Raw genomic sequence first — 16,629 nt, 5'->3', positions numbered from 1 at the left:
GTCATCGCCAAGCGCCTAATTTCTCTTTTAAGAGAGTCGAGAAAGCCCTGACTTAATAGTCAGGGCTTTTTTCGTGCATAGTTAGTCAAAATTTAGTACAGCGAAAGACAGTGTGGACGATATGCCCATGTGAAAGTAGGTCATTGCCAAGCGCCTAATTTCTCTTTTAAGAGAGCTAATAGCCCGTTACTCACGTAACGGGCTTTTTTGTGTCTGTAATTTAAGATATACATGTTCAGAAACAAAGCTAAAGCTCAAGTTTAGACACGTCAACAGCTGATAGTGTGATTGATATGCCCATGAAAAAGTAGGTCATTGCCAAGCGCCTAGTTTCTCTTTTAAGAGAGCAGGTAGCCCGTTACTGACGTAACGGGCTTTTTTGTGTCTGTTTGTTAAGTGAATTTTGTAGCGAAAGACAGTATGGACGATATGCCCATGTGAAAGTAGGCCATTGCCAAGCGCCTAATTTCTCTTTTGAGAGAGTAGATAGCCCGTTACTCATGTAACGGGCCTTTGAAGTTTAATTCTTAAGTATCTAGACTGGCGTAACAGATAGTGTAAGTGTGCAAGCATGTCATTATCATGCGTATTTGTCATTTGCAGCAAAAAGTTGTAAAACTAGCCATGCTAATGCGGTTGGTTACGCTTAAATGTTTAAACTAAATTAAAGCTAATGTAATTAGCACCAGCCTGTGTGGTTTATATTATTTCGCTCAATAGTTTCTTTATGATGGGTATATTGGCTTCAGGAAATTCATATTGTGGCAAGGCTGAGACTTCTACCCATTTGATCTCTTGATTTTCAAGACCTTCTCCGAACCCATCAAAGTCTTTGACTAAATGTATATCCAGTAGTACATGTTTATCAGGGTAATTATGTGCTATCTCCAAAAATGAAATCGAAGTATAAACATCGAGGTTTACTTCTTCTTTAAGCTCTCTAATTAACGCTTGTGTGACCGTCTCATTGTTTTCCACCTTACCGCCAGGAAATTCCCATTTACCACCTTGATGGAGGTGTGAGTGACGCTTTGCTAATAATATTTTTTGTTCATTATTAATGATAACGCCAACGGCGACATGAATTCTTTTCATTATTACTTCCGGTAGGTTAATACTTGAAGAAGTCACCTTCATCGAATCCTTCTGTATCTAATGTTTCGTGATCAAACTCTGGCTTCACTGGAATAGCATGTTTTTCACTAGCCCAATCTCCTAAATCAATCATTTTACAGCGTTCACTACAAAATGGCTTAAATTTAGACTTACTGTTCCATTGAACATTTTCTTGGCAAATCGGGCATTTAACTGAAATTGGCATAATTCATCTCTCTAACTAATACAGTGAGATCCTAAAGAATTTATTGGCAAGTAGCTAGTTTGAATTTAATTTGTTTGTCGGTATGCTTTTGAGAATCAAAATTAACAAAGTGAATGGCAAACCGGCTTTTATGACCGCTGATGGTAGGGTAACAACCTTGAGATTGTGATAGTTTTACTCTAATAAGTGACAAGGTTTGTGGACTGGTTCCTTGATAGAAGCCTTGTTCTGCCTCTGAGGTTCTAAATTCAGCAGTACTTCGAGTTAGTTCTAGCAATAATGTAATAGGTTTCAAAATAGGTTCAAAATTTGCTATCCATGCTTTTAAATCTTTTTGTCTTTCATGCCAAGGCTTTGAAAGCCAAAAATGTAGTTGAGGTAAATCAAAATTGCAACATGCTCCAGGCATACCAAAACGCTGCTTTAAAGCGGATATAAACCTATCTTGCTTTAACTTACAGCCGATACGGTCGTTACTTTGCAGCGGAGCTTTTGCTGCTTGAAGTTGGTCAATTATTGATTGTATTTGTTGTTTATCAACATGAGGTAAAGCATGCCATTTTGTTAACACAATTAGCTGCTTATCGATGTCTTTAAGAATATCAGAACGGTAATCACAACGATCTGTTAGTTCAGCAAGCGAAAAAAGAGGGTAGAAACAGTGGTGCTGCTGGTCATCATTGACATGACTGTTAAGCTGAACTGCTAAATATTCGAGTCTTAGGTAACTACGCGTTTTTTCATTTAATGGTTGCTCATAAATCAGATCGTTATTCATTGTTATTATCTATGCTGAAGATGCTTGGGCTAAATATCTCAAATGTAATAACTGAACAGTGTCTCGTAATGCCTCGGGAGATTGAGTATTCTCAATAACGTTATCTGCTTTAGAAAGTCTCGTATTTCGGTCTATTTGGCTGGCTATAATACGTTCAACTTGAGCTGATTCGACCCCGTCTCGTTTTGCTGTTCTGGCTATTTGTTCATGTGGTGGAATATCCACCACTAAAGTCGTATTGACTAAACTATCTAACCCATTCTCAAATAGCAAGGGAACAATCATAATTACATAGGCTGATTTAGCATTTTCTACCGCTAGGAGCATTGCGTTGCGGATCATTGGGTGTAGTAGGTTATTTAACCAAAGCCGTTCTTCCTCATTATCAAATACAATTTCTCTTAACGCTGCTCGATCGAGCTCTCCTGAAGGCTGCAATAGTTTTTGGCCGTGACGAAGAACGATTTTTTTGAGTCCATCGCTTCCTTTTTCAACGACTTTCCTTGCGATAATATCCGCATCTACAAGTTCAATTCCTAATTCAGCAAATTGATTTGCAATTGTGGTTTTACCTGAACCTATTCCACCTGTAAGTCCGACGATATATTTAGACATATTGCGCTCTAATTAATATAAGGTTCCAAGGTACCAATTGATAATATCTTGTCCCCAGACTAATGCAATCCAGCCTGCTACCGCTATGTATGGGCCAAATGGAATCGGGTTTTCTCTCGATAAATTTTTCAATAACATCATCGTAATACCGACAATGGCTCCTACTAACGAAGATAGGAGGATGATAAGCGGTAAAAATTGCCAGCCTAACCAAGCACCAAACACGGCTAACAATTTGAAATCGCCATAACCCATGCCTTCTTTGCCTGTAACTAGCTTGAACAACCAAAACACAGACCAAAGACTTAAATAACCAGCAGCTGCACCTACAATGGCATCAGTAGGGCTTGCATAGATACCTTTAAGATTAATAAGCAAGCCAAGCCACAATAAAGGTAAGGTTAACTGATCCGGTAGTAGCATTTCATCTAGGTCAATACCTGTTAGTGCTATCAGTATAAACGTCAGTATTGATGCAAATAGAAACTGCCAGGTAGGTCCAAAGTGCCAAGCAAGCACCGCAACTAAAATGCCTGTTATTAATTCAAATAGAGGGTATCTAGCGCTAATTGCTGCTTTACAATTAGCACATTTACCTTTTAGTAAAATCCAACCTAAGATAGGTAAATTATGCCAAGGTTTGATATTACTTTTGCATTTCGGGCAGGCTGAGCCAGGTACAACTAAGTTATATTTTAGGGGGTATTTGTCTATTGGCTTATTTAAACGTTTTTCACCGACTTCTTTGACGATGTCTGGGTGGTATTCTGATAAATAAAAGTTACATTCACTTTGCCATTCACGTTTCATCATCACTGGAAAGCGGTGGATGACGACGTTTAAAAAGCTGCCAATGGTGGCAGCAAAGATAAAGCTAATTGACATAAAGAGCCAAGGTGATTGGGTCATTGACTCAACAAAAGTCATTAGGAATTCATTCATTTTATTTTTCTTCTATATTCTCATTATTATCCACCAACAATGTTACCCATCTGGAATATCGGTAAATACATTGCCACAATTAATCCACCTACTAGAGTACCAATCACGACCATCATTATTGGTTCAATTAAGCTTGATAAGCCATCTACCGCATCATCTACCTGCATTTCGTAAATATTTGCTACTTTGTTGAGCATATCATCTAACCCACCAGACTCTTCACCGATCATTACCATTTGTATTAGCATATCAGGGAAGATACCAGTGGTTCGCATTGCTACATTCATTTGCATACCAGACATGACTTCTTGGCGTACTTTTAATAATGCTTTTTTATAAACGGCATTACCGGAAGCGCCAGCAGCAGACTCAAGGCCATCTATTAAGGGAACACCTGCTGAAAATGTAGTAGCTAGAGTCCTTGCAAAACGGGCCATGGCACCTTTATGTAAAATCTCTCCTATAGCTGGTATTTTTAAAATTATCTCGTCAACTCTATCTCGAAAACTTTGAGATGTATTATGGGCTCTCTTGAAGCCCCAAACTAAAGCTACAATTGCAATAACAAAATAGTACCAAGAAGACTGTAGCCAACGAGAAAGGTTTACAACGATTTGAGTAAATGCTGGAAGTTCGGCACCAAAACCAGCGAAAATACTTTCAAACTGAGGCACTACAAATAAAAGAAGTAATACAGTCACAGCTATGGCAACAACAACTACAGCAGCAGGGTAAAACATGGCTTTTTTAATTTTAGATTTTAATGCCTCAGCTTTTTCCCTGTATGTCGCTATTCTATCAAAAACGGCATCTAATGAGCCTGAGTGTTCGCCCGCAGCGACAAGATCGACATAAAGGTCATCAAAATATAATCGATGAGGTCGTAACGCATCAGATAATGGAATTCCAGATTGAACATCTGTTAAGATTCCTGCTAGAAGTTCTCTCACCTTAGCTTTTTCATGACCACGGCCTAATAGTTCTATTGTCGTGACTAAGGGGACGCCAGCGGAAAGCATGGTTGCAATTTGCCTAGTAATCATTGCAATATCCATTGCATTGATTTTTTTCTCAGATTTAAATAATGATGCAGATTTTTTTCTAACGCCTTTAGGTGTAACACCTTGAGCTTTTAGAACACTTCTAATTTCGGCAATTGAAGCACCTCGCAACTCTCCTGATGTCCTCAGTCCATCACGATTAATTCCCTTCCATTCAAAGGTGAAAGTTTTAGGCTGGAGTTTGGTGTTTTTTTTCTTTTTATCGATACTAGGCTTTCTTCTTGCCGATGCAGTTGCCATAAAGCAAATCCTTTTCTATTTATTATGTGCAATCAATGCTTAGTTCTAACTAATAACTAAATTAATTAAAACTGGTAACGCGATTAACTTCAGCGATACTGGTAATACCGTGAGTCACTTTTAACAAGCCTGATAAGCGTAAGTCTCTCATGCCACTAATTTTAGCTTGTCTAGCAATTTGTAAGGAATTGCCACCTTCCATAATCGTCTTAGATATCTCATCTGTCATTTTCATCACTTCATAAATACCGACTCGGCCCTTATAACCACCAGAGCAGTGCTCACATCCGACTGGTTTATAAACAGTAAAGCCTGTATCAATAATATCTTGAGTAAAGCCAAGTCGTTGCAGTTCTTCAACTGGAACATCTTCTGGTGTTTTGCACTCAGGGCATAAACGTCTTGCAAGGCGTTGAGCAATAATTAAATTCACAGAGCTAGCAATGTTATAACCTGGTACGCCCATATTGATTAAGCGAGTTAGCGTCTCTGCTGCAGAGTTTGTATGTAGTGTCGATAATACCAAGTGACCGGTTTGGGCTGCTTTAATAGCAATTTCTGCTGTTTCTAAATCTCGAATCTCACCGACCATCACAACGTCAGGATCTTGGCGTAAAAATGATCTGAGTGCTGAAGCAAAGGTTAACCCAGCTTTCAAATTGATGTGAACTTGGTTAACGCCTTCAAGGTTAATTTCAACTGGATCTTCAGCTGTTGAAATGTTTCGTTCTTCTGTATTAAGAATATTTAAACCAGTATATAACGAGACTGTTTTACCAGAACCAGTAGGTCCTGTTACTAATATCATCCCTTGTGGTTTGGCGAGCATTTCTTCGTATAGAAGGCGCTGATCATCTTCATAGCCGAGTTTTTCAATACCTAATTGCGCAGAAGAAGAGTCTAAAATACGCATTACAATCTTTTCGCCCCAAATAGTGGGCAGGGTGCTGACACGAAAATCGATTGATTTCGTACGTGACAGTTTCATCTTAATTCGGCCATCCTGTGGAACACGACGCTCAGCAATATCTAATTTCGACATGACTTTTAAGCGAGCAGAAATTCGGCTTGAAAGATTGACTGGGGGCTCAGAAACTTCATGTAAGATACCATCGATTCTAAAACGAATACGGTAACGTTTTTCATAAGGCTCGAAATGTAAATCTGAAGCACCTTTGCGAATTGCATCAGTAAGAATCTTATTTATATAGATGACAATAGGCGCGTCGTCACTTGCTTCATTTTCAGAACTTTCATTACGTTCGGTATCAGCTATTTCCATATTCGCTAATGCTTCTTCGTCTGCACCAGCAAGATCTAAACCTGATATATCATCTTCTGCAATTTTCTCTAATATTATTTGAAGCTTGTCATCTTCCACTAATATAGCTTCAGCATGTAACCCTAGACTGAATTGAAAATCCTCTAAAGCTACAATATTTGTGGGATCTGACGTTGCTATATAAAGCCTGTTACTGCGCTTGAATAAAGGTAAGCATTTGTGTTTATTTATTAATTTCTTATTTAATATTTCTTCAGGAATACTTTGGATGTCGAATCCGGCTAAATCCAGAAGTGGAGTTCCATATTCTTCATAGCATAACTCTGCAATTTCTCGAGCTGATAAAAACTTTTCAGCCACAAGTGTAGTGACTAATGAGGATTTATCTTTTCGTGATTTTGATATCGCAGTTGACAACAACTCTTCAGTTAATAAGCCTTTGTTCAAAAAAAGACCAGACAACCCTAAGTGTAGAGAAGTTGAAGGCATGAAACGGATCCTTGAGGTGTATACTAATTATACTTAATAATAACAATACTAATCATATAAGCCAATTAAAACTAAGCATATGTTTTAATTAGCAAACAACTCTTATACTCTTTAGGTCAATTTATAGCTATGAAGATTTATGCCACAGGAGATTTAATAATTAGCCAGCTTTGCATTCATGCTTAACCAAAAGGTATGAGTTTAACTCGAAGGATATGCCATCTAACGTTAAAGGCAAAAGCAGGTTATAAAAGTTTCTTTCAAGCAATAAGCAAGTTTACTTATTTATTTTTAATGTAAGCACTTAAAGCTTGAGGTAGGCTATTTATATAGTTTTCAAATGTCAGTATGTGATCAGTTAGGGATTTATATGGAGTCAAAAGCATATTCAAAAATTGTGTTAGTTATTTGCGGGGCGGGTTTCTTGTTAGGTACTCTTTTCTCAATTAATTTTTCGCGATTAGTTGGTGTTAGTAATGAGTATGATATTAAGCGACTAATCGTAATTTTTTGTATTTGTTTTTTCTCTCTATTACTCACTTTCGTAAAGAGTATTGAGTTTAAGAAGGTTCCAATAAAAATTAAGCTGTTGGGAACTATTATTTTACTTGCAGGCTTGTACTCGTCCTTTATGAGTAAAAATCCATTTTTTAGTGGAATAGAGCTAATATATAATGGTTTGTTATTAATATATTTTGCTTTTTTTGTGATTTGTATGAGAGCACTTGAAAAAAATAAGCTCTATTTTGGGGTTTATCTATATTTTTTATTTTTCTCTATATTCACATTTGTTAAGTATTTGTTGTTTCTGGTTTTTTTCTATTTTGATGCAAAAAGCTTTAATATTCATGAGTTAGTCTACGGTTATGTCAATGTTCGCTTTTTCAATCAGTTACAGGTAATGATAATCCCTATACTGTTTTGGCCGTTTTTTCATCCAGAGTGTAAGAGATATAAATTGGCCTCTATTATCATCATATCGTTACATTGGGTTGTACTATTACAATCAGAGGCTCGAGGAGCTGCCCTATCCTTAATCATCTCTACGGGTGTATTAGGTTATTTTTTACCTTCGGAAAAGAGATTTAAATTATTTTTTACAAGTGTAAAAGCATTCCTTTTTGGGGGCGTGCTTTGGCTAATTTTGATTATAATTATCCCCAATTGGTTAATGAATGTGGAAAACCTGCAATTAAGAACGGGAAGTTCTGGTCGTATTGATTTATGGTTTTATAGTGTTAAAAGTATCGTTGATAATATTTGGTTTGGATTTGGGCCAATGAGTTTTGCGTGGGCTGAAGGTAAACCACTCTATAATGCTCATCCCCATAATTCGGTAATTCAACTTCTCTATGAATATGGAGTTGTTACGTGGTCGGTCATAGTATTCGGAGTTTTTTATTTTCTGCGGGGAAAAATACAAGGCTTAAAATGTGAATATTTTCAAAAGACTACACCATTTTTACTATCTATTTTTTCTGGACTGATCTACTCATTGTTTAGCGGGGTGATAGTGATGCCATTCTCACAAATATTGTTGGTTTTCTTAGTCGCTTTAGTTTGCCATGAAGGGGGGGCTGGATATTACAAGGTAAGAAAAAATACAACAGTTATACTTTTTATATCAACGTTGACAGGGGCAGGGATAATTCTATCAAGTTATCATCATGAGCAATTATTACCTGCTTTATTTCCTAGATTATGGGTGAATGGTTTAATAGGTTAGTGCGAAATTTTTATATGATTTGAACCAGAAATAAAAAAGGAGCTACATAGCTCCCTTTTCCATTAATTACTTACAAAGTATTAAGTGCCTTCTTTACATGAAGATGTTGCTATATCACAAGTAATATTACCAGCACCATCTTTTGCAGCAAAAGTTAAAGTGCCTCCAGTATTTAAAGCTGCAATGGTAGTAGGAAGTGTAACTACTGCATTGCATGCAACAGCGACATGTCCTGGAATTGTATCTAATTCAGCAACGATTGCTGCAGCATTTGCTTTAACGGCTGCAGTAGCTTCACCTAGACATGAGTTCACTTTACTTTTTTCAACATATTCTTTGTAAGCAGGCAATGCGATTGCTGCAAGAATACCGATGATCGCTACTACGATCATTAATTCAATAAGAGTAAAACCCTTAGCGTTTTTCATTTGGTTAATGCTTTTCATTTTTGTCTCTCTCTGTATTGCTTCGGGCTTGTTCTTATCCTTGAAACTTAAAATTATTAAAGGCCCTTAATAACTTTAAGTGGTGTCCTATCACCACAATCCTTCCGACATTAGTAAACTAGTGTTCTTATTAAAATGGTAATGCAGTTACGAGACAGCTAAATAACTCGCTTCTCAGGGAAACCAGTCATAAGCCATATCGTTACATTAGTGTTAAAGGATAGAGTAGTGTTTGAATATTCGCCACTTTACCTTTGACCACAATTAGCAGTGTAACATACTTGCTACATTGTTAACGGAGTGTTCAGTTGAGAGTTAGTGCTTAAAAATTACTTATCAAAGTAATCAATTGTTACCAAGGTAACACTTTGAAAAGTCATTTGTTAAAGCTTGCGTCTCAACATTAACTCGTCTGTAGTGAACGTTATTATAAAGTTACTAAAAAGGGAATACTTTATCGGCGTAAAGTGCGAAAAAAGCGTTTTTTGCTGGTTTTATTTCATTGAAACGACTCGGGAAGTAACATTCTTGTGACAATGTTTGCTTGATTTGAATAATAATTGACTGTCGATTAGTTTTGTCAAAATTATGGCATTGTTAAACAGCCTTTATATATAGAAATAAGTACTATATAAATGAAGCTTTAATAATGGTAAGACCTCTCAAAGTGTTATGAGAAACTGGAATTCAATTAAAATCACAAGCATGAACTCCCGCTTAAAATAAGAAAGCAATGAGTAGATTAAAGGTTGGAATGACAGTAAATATAGCTCATTTTATAGCCTAAATAGCAGTATTATTGTCTCAGTGAGAATCAGATAAAGGCTTTATATAGATCGATGGGCCAATGTTTAGACATGTTATTTGTGCTCGTGAAACCATAACCATAACCATAACCATAACCATAACCATAGTCACACTCCCTAAGTGAAAAGAATCGCTGAAGTTTTTAGAGAAAGCTGATTTCGCACTTTTTGGGAGCACTAGCAATGTATTAAAAAACCTGCTTTAAGCAGGCTTCATAGAGACATCAAGGTTTAACTGTTAGTTGTGCTATTTTGTTGATGTCATTTGTTATGAGTACCTAAATGCTAATAACGGTGTTTCTACTCTATATCAGTAACGAGTTCGCCGATATTTATGATTTTAGACGTAATGATAAATCAAGCGCTTTAACATGTTTGGTGAGTGCGCCAACAGAAATAAAATCAACGCCAGTTTTTGCAAAATCACTGATGGTGTCGATAGTGACGTTACCAGAGACTTCTAATTTAGTATTAAAGCCTTTTTGCTTAAATTGTTCATTTAGTGCTACTGCTTCAATCATCATAGTGACATCAAAATTATCAAGCATAATGATGTCAGAGCCTGCTTCTAATGCTTGAGTTAACTCATTAATTGACTCAACTTCAACTTCCACGGGTTTATCAGCCGCTAGTTTTCTCGCTGCATTGACAGCTAGCTCAATATTACCGCAAGCCATAATATGATTTTCTTTTATTAAAAATGCATCGAATAAGCCGATGCGATGATTTTTACCGCCACCACAGGTGACTGCGTATTTTTGTGCTGTACGAAGCCCTGGAATGGTTTTACGCGTATCAAGCAGACGAGTGTGTGTGCCTGCTAATTTGTCGACATAGTGCTTGGTTAAACTCGCTACACCAGATAGCGTTTGAATAAAGTTCATTGCTGTGCGTTCGCCAGTTAAGATTGCTCTAGCTGGCCCTGAAAGCTCACATAGCACTTGGTTAGGAACTAATAAGTCACCATCATCAACATGCCAATGTAAAGCGACTTCGCCACCAAGTTGGTTAAATACTTGCTCTGCCCAAGCTTTACCGCAAAAAACACCTTCTTCACGGGTGATAAGTTCGGCTTCTGCATACTTTTCAGCAGGAATAAGTTGTGCTGTGATATCTGCAGCTAACATGTCTTTTGGAGTATGAGAAGGATTGTGTCCTAGATCTTCATCAAGAGCGGTTTTCACTGCGTGACGGATGTCATTTTCAATCATGTGATTTGTCCTTGCTATAACAGCTGCATCAAGTTGGTCAATATATAATGAAATCCAACTGATAATAAAACAGGTATGCGAGCAACTTTACCACAGTTGTCATTTCAAAATATAGCGCTTAACTGATACATTAAGCTTGTTTACTAGCAACGCAGAAATAAGCTTAGTGATTAAATTCATTATGTATATAACAGCCCATTAAAGGTTGTAGTTTAACGCTGATAATAAGAATAGATTATGAACAAAAGTATTCATGCAGGCTGGCACCGAAAAGCCCGCATATGTAAGTCACCTCATTTTAATCAACGACCCCTACATGAGGTGAGTGGATTAATTATTCATAATATCAGCCTTCCCGCAGGCTGCTTCGGTTTACCGCACATTGATGGCCTTTTTCAAGGTTGTTTAGATGTCAGTGCCGATCCTAGTTTTGAAGAGCTTGCGGGTCTTGAAGTCTCTGCGCACTTTTTAATACGTAGAGATGGCGAGTTAGTGCAATATGTCAGTTGTGATGACAGGGCATGGCATGCTGGAGTATCGAGTTTTGAAGGTCGTGACAATTGTAATGACTTTACGGTGGGGGTCGAACTTGAGGGAACAGACGATGCACCTTATACCAATGAGCAATATCAAGTTTTAGCTGAATTAACCTTGGAGTTGTTCAATGTATACCCTATGCTTAATCAAACTAGAATTGTAGGGCACTGCGATATAGCACCGGGGCGAAAAACCGATCCTGGCGATAGTTTTGATTGGTCACGATATTTTAGTTTATTAGCAAACCGTGGTGCCAGCTAATACCACTGATTAAATGATGTTCGGAATCTAACAGTAAATGTCTATTGTGTCAGTGGTTTTTATGATGTTGTCAGCTTGTATACTTCAGAAGGTAAGGCCAAATAAGCCTTTGTTATAAAGTCATTTTTTAATTATAGTGTTGTACTTAGTTTTGCGTTTATCCAGTAACTTTATTTTTGTTTAGTTTGCAGGAGTCACATGGCACTTTTTTCGTTATTAATTGCAATCATGGTCGAAAGACTCAAGCTACTTCCAGCAAGTTGGCAATTTGATTCAATGCTCGCTAAATACCAGTCTTTATTTTGGAAAGATAAGCAACTTGATTCAGCTATTTGGGTTTCTGTTGTTATCCTTATTCCTGCGGTTATGATTTTTCTCTTGTTAGTCCTCTTAGATGGTCTCGTTTATGACTTAATGACATTATTGCTATGGGTAGCAATATCCATTCTTTGTTTTAGCCATCAAACTCTGCGTAATAACTTCAAAAAATACATGCTAGCGGCGTGTCGAGGAGATGTACAGGCCTGTTACCATTATGCCGAAAGCCTAGATTGTGCTGAATGCTTAGATGCTATTGATGAAAAAGATTTGGGCCAACAAATAGGTAAAACAGTCGCTTGGGTTAATTATCGGTACTACGGTGCTGTAGCATTATTTTTGATCTTCTTTGGGCCAGTTGGTGCGGTGCTTTATTGTACGGTACGTTTTTATGACCAACATAATCAGTTAAACCAACTCAATATGCCTTTTATTAGTCGATTACTGTTTTTACTCGACTGGCTACCGAGTCGCATTTTTAGCTTTGGTTTTGTATTAAGTGGTCATTTCGCTTCAGGCATTGCCGAATGGCGTAAACAGGTATTCAGTGCCAGCAATCATGCAAAAAATATTGTCACCCGTACAGCCATAGCCGCTGAAAGTATACCTGAATCAACCTCGGCGCCTGTTTGTGTGCAGCCAACGTTGGCATTATTGGCATTAAGTAAACGTAACTTTATTTTATTACTGACAGTTTTGTCGGTACTTACTATCTTCGGTGTGGTGAGTTAATACACCATCAAGTTTATGCGTAATTAATGCATAACTAATATTTATTTGAAATAGAAAAACAGTTTTTATTTTATAGACGATTAGCATTTAAAATAGCTGCTAAAGTTTACTAGAAATACGCTTTTTATTTTAGCCGCTAACGACATTGAAACATTCCGTATCCCCTCAGTGGTTGCGTTTGTGAAATGGTCAGACCCCTTAAAAGTTTTTTTTCGTTATGCTCATAGCACCTTAAGAGTTGTGATGTTTTAAACTTTTAGCCAACATCCATTCAACACTAGCCTAACTAGACATCAATTGTTTGATTTGATAAAGTGCGCTATCTCATATAAATTGGTAAGACCAATTGACAACGGAGCTGAGGGCCAAATGGCTTATAGCAAAATAACCCAGCCAAAAATTTCAGATGTGATCATGGAGCAGTTAGAGCGCATGATCCTCGAAGGTAGCTTGCAACCAGGGCAAAAATTACCGCCTGAGCGTGAGCTTGCCTTGCAGTTTGAAGTGTCTCGTCCTTCTCTGCGTGAAGCGATTCAAAAGTTAGAAGCCAAAGGTCTGCTAATGCGCCGACAAGGTGGAGGCACTTACGTCAAAGAGCAACTTTGGCAGAGCCTAGCAGATCCTATTGTAGAGCTGATGCATAACGACTCTGAAAGTCAATACGACTTATTGGAATTTCGTCATGCTACAGAGGGTATGATGGCCTATTTTGCTGCGCTTCGTGGAAACGATGCCGATATGCAAAGCATCAAGCGTTCAATTAATGAAGTTGAAACGGCGAGCAATATTGAAGCTCAAGCCGATGCGATTGTGCGATTTTATCGTGCAGTTGCAGAAGCATCGCACAATGTGGCGATGTTACACCTAGTACTCAGTTTAACCCCTGTGTTGCACAAAAACGTGGCACAGAACTTAGAGCTTTTAAGCCGTCGCGAAGAAGCCTCTACTATGGCGAATGAACACAGGCGAGCATTACTCGCTGCGATTGTTCGCCGTGATCCTGATGCGGCACGTGAAGCCTCGAACGAACATTTGAGTTACATCGAGGAAGTCATGTTGTCAGTGAGGGAAGAAGACAGTCGGTTGCAGCGTAGCTTGCGCCGTTTAAAGAGCGGTGTTTGATACAAAATATAGTGAACATCACTATAGATTGACCGAAACACATTAATTATCAGTATCTAGAGAAGGACAGCGACATGTCTGAAGATATGCTACAAGACTTAGATCCATTAGAAACTCAAGAATGGGTAGATTCCCTGCAAGCGGTATTAGAGCAAGAAGGCCCTGAACGTGCGCATTATCTACTTGAACAGTTAATCGATAAAGCGCGCCGTAATGGTACTCATCTACCGTACAAGGCAACGACCGCTTATTTGAATACCATTCCGTCTGGCCAAGAGCCACATATGCCTGGTGATCAGGAAATGGAGCGTCGCATTCGTGCTATCGTTCGTTGGAATGCCCTTGCAATGGTATTACGTGGTTCTAAGAAAGATTTAGAGCTAGGTGGTCACATTTCTAGTTTTGCCTCTAGTGCGACGATTTATGATGTGTGTTTTAACCACTTCTTCCGTGCTCCTAACGCAAAAGACGGCGGCGATTTAGTGTATTACCAAGGTCATATCGCACCGGGTATCTACTCTCGTTCTTTCCTTGAAGGTCGTATTAGCGAAGATCAAATGAACGGATTCCGTCAAGAAGTTGATGGTAAAGGTCTGTCTTCGTACCCGCATCCTAAATTAATGCCTGACTACTGGCAGTTCCCGACAGTATCAATGGGCCTTGGTCCGATTCAAGCAATTTATCAAGCGCGTTTCCTTAAGTATCTCACTGACCGTGGTTTAAAAGATTGCTCTGAGCAAACGGTTTACTGTTTCTTAGGTGATGGTGAGTGTGATGAGCCTGAAACATTAGGTGCTATCGGTCTTGCTGCCCGTGAAGAATTAGATAACTTAGTCTTTATTGTTAACTGTAACTTGCAGCGACTTGATGGTCCTGTTCGTGGTAACGGTAAGATCATTCAAGAGTTAGAAGGCGAATTCCGCGGCGCAGGCTGGGAAGCCGTTAAAGTGATTTGGGGTCGCTACTGGGATCCATTACTTGCACGTGATACTAGCGGTAAATTACTACAGTTAATGGAAGAAACCGTCGATGGTGAATACCAAAACTGTAAAGCTAAAGGTGGCGCTTATACACGTGAGCACTTCTTTGGTAAATATCCTGAAACTGCCGAAATGGTTGCTAACATGTCAGATGATGACATTTGGCGTTTGAACCGTGGTGGTCATGATCCAGTTAAGATTTATGCTGCATTACAGCATGCTAAAAATACTAAAGGTCGTCCTACAGTCATCCTTGCTAAAACAGTAAAAGGTTACGGTATGGGTGATGCGGGTGAAGGTAAAAACATCGCGCATAACGTGAAGAAAATGGGCGTAGAATCCCTTAAATACTTCCGCGATCGTTTTAATATCCCAATTAGCGATGATCAGTTAGAAGATATTCCTTACTACCATCCAGGTGCTGACTCTGAAGAGGTTAAATACCTCAAAGCGCGTCGTGAATCACTCCATGGTGCGATGCCAACTCGCCTTGAGAAGTTCTCTGAAGAGTTAGAAGTACCATCGCTTAAGATTTTTGACTCAGTGCTGAAAGGCTCTAATGGCCGTCAAATCTCAAGCACAATGTCATTTGTCCGTATCTTAACGGCACTGCTTAAAGACAAGAAAATCGGCAAAAATATCGTACCGATTATTCCTGATGAAGCACGTACTTTTGGTATGGAAGGCTTATTCCGTCAGGTGGGTATTTATGCCCATGAAGGACAAAAATATGAGCCGCAAGATTCAGATCAAGTTGCTTACTACCGTGAAGATAAAACCGGTCAAGTATTACAAGAAGGGATTAACGAATTAGGTGCAATGTCATCTTGGGTCGCAGCGGCAACAAGCTACTCAGTTAACGATACACCTATGATCCCATTCTACATCTACTACTCAATGTTTGGTTTCCAACGTATTGGTGACATGGCTTGGGCTGCAGGTGATATGCGAGCGCGTGGCTTTATGGTGGGTGGTACTTCTGGCCGTACTACCTTGAATGGTGAAGGTCTTCAGCATCAAGATGGCCACAGCCATGTCTTAGCAAACACTATTCCAAACTGTATTTCTTACGATCCTACTTACGGTTACGAAATTGCTGTGATTGTTCAAGACGGTATTCGTCGTATGTATGGTGAGCAGGAAGACGTGTTCTACTACCTGACTACTATGAACGAAAACTACGAACAACTTGCTATGCCTGAAGGCAGCGAAGAAGGTATCGTTAAAGGTATCTACAAGCTAGAAAGTCATCAAGGTAGTGGTAAAGGTTCAGTTCAGTTAATGGGTAGCGGCACGATTCTAGAGCAAGTGCGTAAAGCGGCTGTCGCTTTATCAAAAGACTTCGGAATTAGCGCAGATGTATTCAGCGTGACTAGCTTTAACGAGTTAACACGTGATGGCCAAGCCACTGAGCGTTACAACATGCTTCATCCAACTGAAACGCCAAAAGTGCCATATATCTCTGAAGTGTTATCAAAAGATGCACCAGCGATTGTCGCAACAGATTATATGAAGATTTACGGCGAACAATTACGTGCTTACATCCCGACTGATTACAAAGTGTTAGGTACTGACGGTTTCGGCCGCAGTGATAGCCGTGAGAATTTACGTCACCACTTTGAAGTTGATGCTAAGTTCATTGTTATTGCTTCACTTAAGTCTCTTGTCGACCGTAACGAAATACCAGTTGATGTGCTAACTAAAGCTATCAAGGAATACGGTATTGACGTTGATAAGATCAACCCACAGTTCGCATAGAGAG

Annotated in this window: 14 protein-coding genes; 5 read left to right on the top strand and 9 right to left on the bottom strand. The window is 38.8% G+C overall.

Features of this window, described 5'->3' with window-relative positions; translation table 11 throughout:
* Positions 1-699: 699 nt before the first annotated feature.
* From mutT to pilB, 7 genes are all read right to left on the bottom strand, one after another.
* Positions 700-1,095, bottom strand: coding sequence for an 8-oxo-dGTP diphosphatase MutT (gene mutT / locus AB4128_RS02140; protein WP_372036599.1), 396 nt, complete (start codon positions 1,093-1,095; stop codon positions 700-702).
* A gap of 16 nt (positions 1,096-1,111) precedes the next feature.
* Entirely contained in the window at positions 1,112-1,321 is a 210-nt protein-coding gene (gene yacG, locus AB4128_RS02135; protein WP_372036597.1) for a DNA gyrase inhibitor YacG, read from the bottom strand.
* A gap of 40 nt (positions 1,322-1,361) precedes the next feature.
* Positions 1,362-2,099 carry a cell division protein ZapD gene (zapD, locus tag AB4128_RS02130; protein WP_372036595.1) on the bottom strand — a complete coding sequence of 246 codons (738 nt, stop codon included), beginning with the start codon at positions 2,097-2,099 and terminating at the stop codon, positions 1,362-1,364.
* 9 nt (positions 2,100-2,108) lie between these two features.
* Positions 2,109-2,714: a dephospho-CoA kinase gene (gene coaE, locus AB4128_RS02125; protein WP_372036593.1), complete on the bottom strand. Its 606-nt coding sequence runs from the start codon at positions 2,712-2,714 to the stop codon at positions 2,109-2,111.
* Between the two features lie 12 nt (positions 2,715-2,726).
* Positions 2,727-3,656, bottom strand: coding sequence for an A24 family peptidase (locus AB4128_RS02120; protein WP_372036591.1), 930 nt, complete (start codon positions 3,654-3,656; stop codon positions 2,727-2,729).
* A 26-nt stretch (positions 3,657-3,682) separates the two neighbouring features.
* Complete coding sequence (locus tag AB4128_RS02115; protein WP_372036589.1) at positions 3,683-4,957, bottom strand: type II secretion system F family protein; 1,275 nt, start codon at positions 4,955-4,957, stop codon at positions 3,683-3,685.
* A gap of 61 nt (positions 4,958-5,018) precedes the next feature.
* Complete coding sequence (gene pilB, locus AB4128_RS02110; protein ID WP_372036587.1) at positions 5,019-6,728, bottom strand: type IV-A pilus assembly ATPase PilB; 1,710 nt, start codon at positions 6,726-6,728, stop codon at positions 5,019-5,021.
* A 370-nt stretch (positions 6,729-7,098) separates the two neighbouring features.
* Here pilB and AB4128_RS02105 point away from each other — a divergent pair, with 370 nt between their 5' ends.
* On the top strand, positions 7,099-8,454 hold the full coding sequence (locus AB4128_RS02105) for an O-antigen ligase family protein (protein WP_372036585.1): 1,356 nt from the start codon (positions 7,099-7,101) through the stop codon (positions 8,452-8,454).
* 80 nt (positions 8,455-8,534) lie between these two features.
* On the opposite strand, the gene AB4128_RS02100 is transcribed toward AB4128_RS02105, so the two are convergent.
* Positions 8,535-8,900 (bottom strand): type IV pilin protein, encoded by a 366-nt coding sequence (locus tag AB4128_RS02100; RefSeq protein ID WP_372036583.1) that lies wholly within the window; start codon positions 8,898-8,900, stop codon positions 8,535-8,537.
* Positions 8,901-10,038: 1,138 nt separating this feature from the next.
* The gene (gene nadC / locus AB4128_RS02095) at positions 10,039-10,917 is read right to left on the bottom strand and encodes a carboxylating nicotinate-nucleotide diphosphorylase (RefSeq protein WP_065109608.1); all 879 of its coding nucleotides are present in this window, start codon (positions 10,915-10,917) and stop codon (positions 10,039-10,041) included.
* A 237-nt stretch (positions 10,918-11,154) separates the two neighbouring features.
* On the opposite strand from nadC, the gene ampD reads away from it, so the two are divergent.
* The 4 genes from ampD to aceE all read left to right on the top strand — a co-directional run bounded on the left by ampD (position 11,155) and on the right by aceE (position 16,625).
* On the top strand, positions 11,155-11,715 hold the full coding sequence (gene ampD, locus AB4128_RS02090) for a 1,6-anhydro-N-acetylmuramyl-L-alanine amidase AmpD (RefSeq protein WP_055022946.1): 561 nt from the start codon (positions 11,155-11,157) through the stop codon (positions 11,713-11,715).
* Positions 11,716-11,913: 198 nt separating this feature from the next.
* On the top strand, positions 11,914-12,765 hold the full coding sequence (ampE, locus tag AB4128_RS02085) for a beta-lactamase regulator AmpE (RefSeq protein ID WP_065109609.1): 852 nt from the start codon (positions 11,914-11,916) through the stop codon (positions 12,763-12,765).
* Between the two features lie 369 nt (positions 12,766-13,134).
* Positions 13,135-13,887: a pyruvate dehydrogenase complex transcriptional repressor PdhR gene (pdhR, locus tag AB4128_RS02080; RefSeq protein WP_055022944.1), complete on the top strand. Its 753-nt coding sequence runs from the start codon at positions 13,135-13,137 to the stop codon at positions 13,885-13,887.
* Positions 13,888-13,961: 74 nt separating this feature from the next.
* Positions 13,962-16,625: a pyruvate dehydrogenase (acetyl-transferring), homodimeric type gene (gene aceE, locus AB4128_RS02075; RefSeq protein ID WP_055022943.1), complete on the top strand. Its 2,664-nt coding sequence runs from the start codon at positions 13,962-13,964 to the stop codon at positions 16,623-16,625.
* Positions 16,626-16,629 lie beyond the last annotated feature (4 nt).

Source organism: Shewanella sp. 10N.286.52.A9 (assembly GCF_041468985.1).
GTDB classification, from domain to species: Bacteria; Pseudomonadota; Gammaproteobacteria; order Enterobacterales; family Shewanellaceae; genus Shewanella; species Shewanella japonica.
The sequence above is the reverse complement of the archived record's forward strand: the minus strand, read 5'-3'. Positions and strand labels throughout refer to the sequence as shown.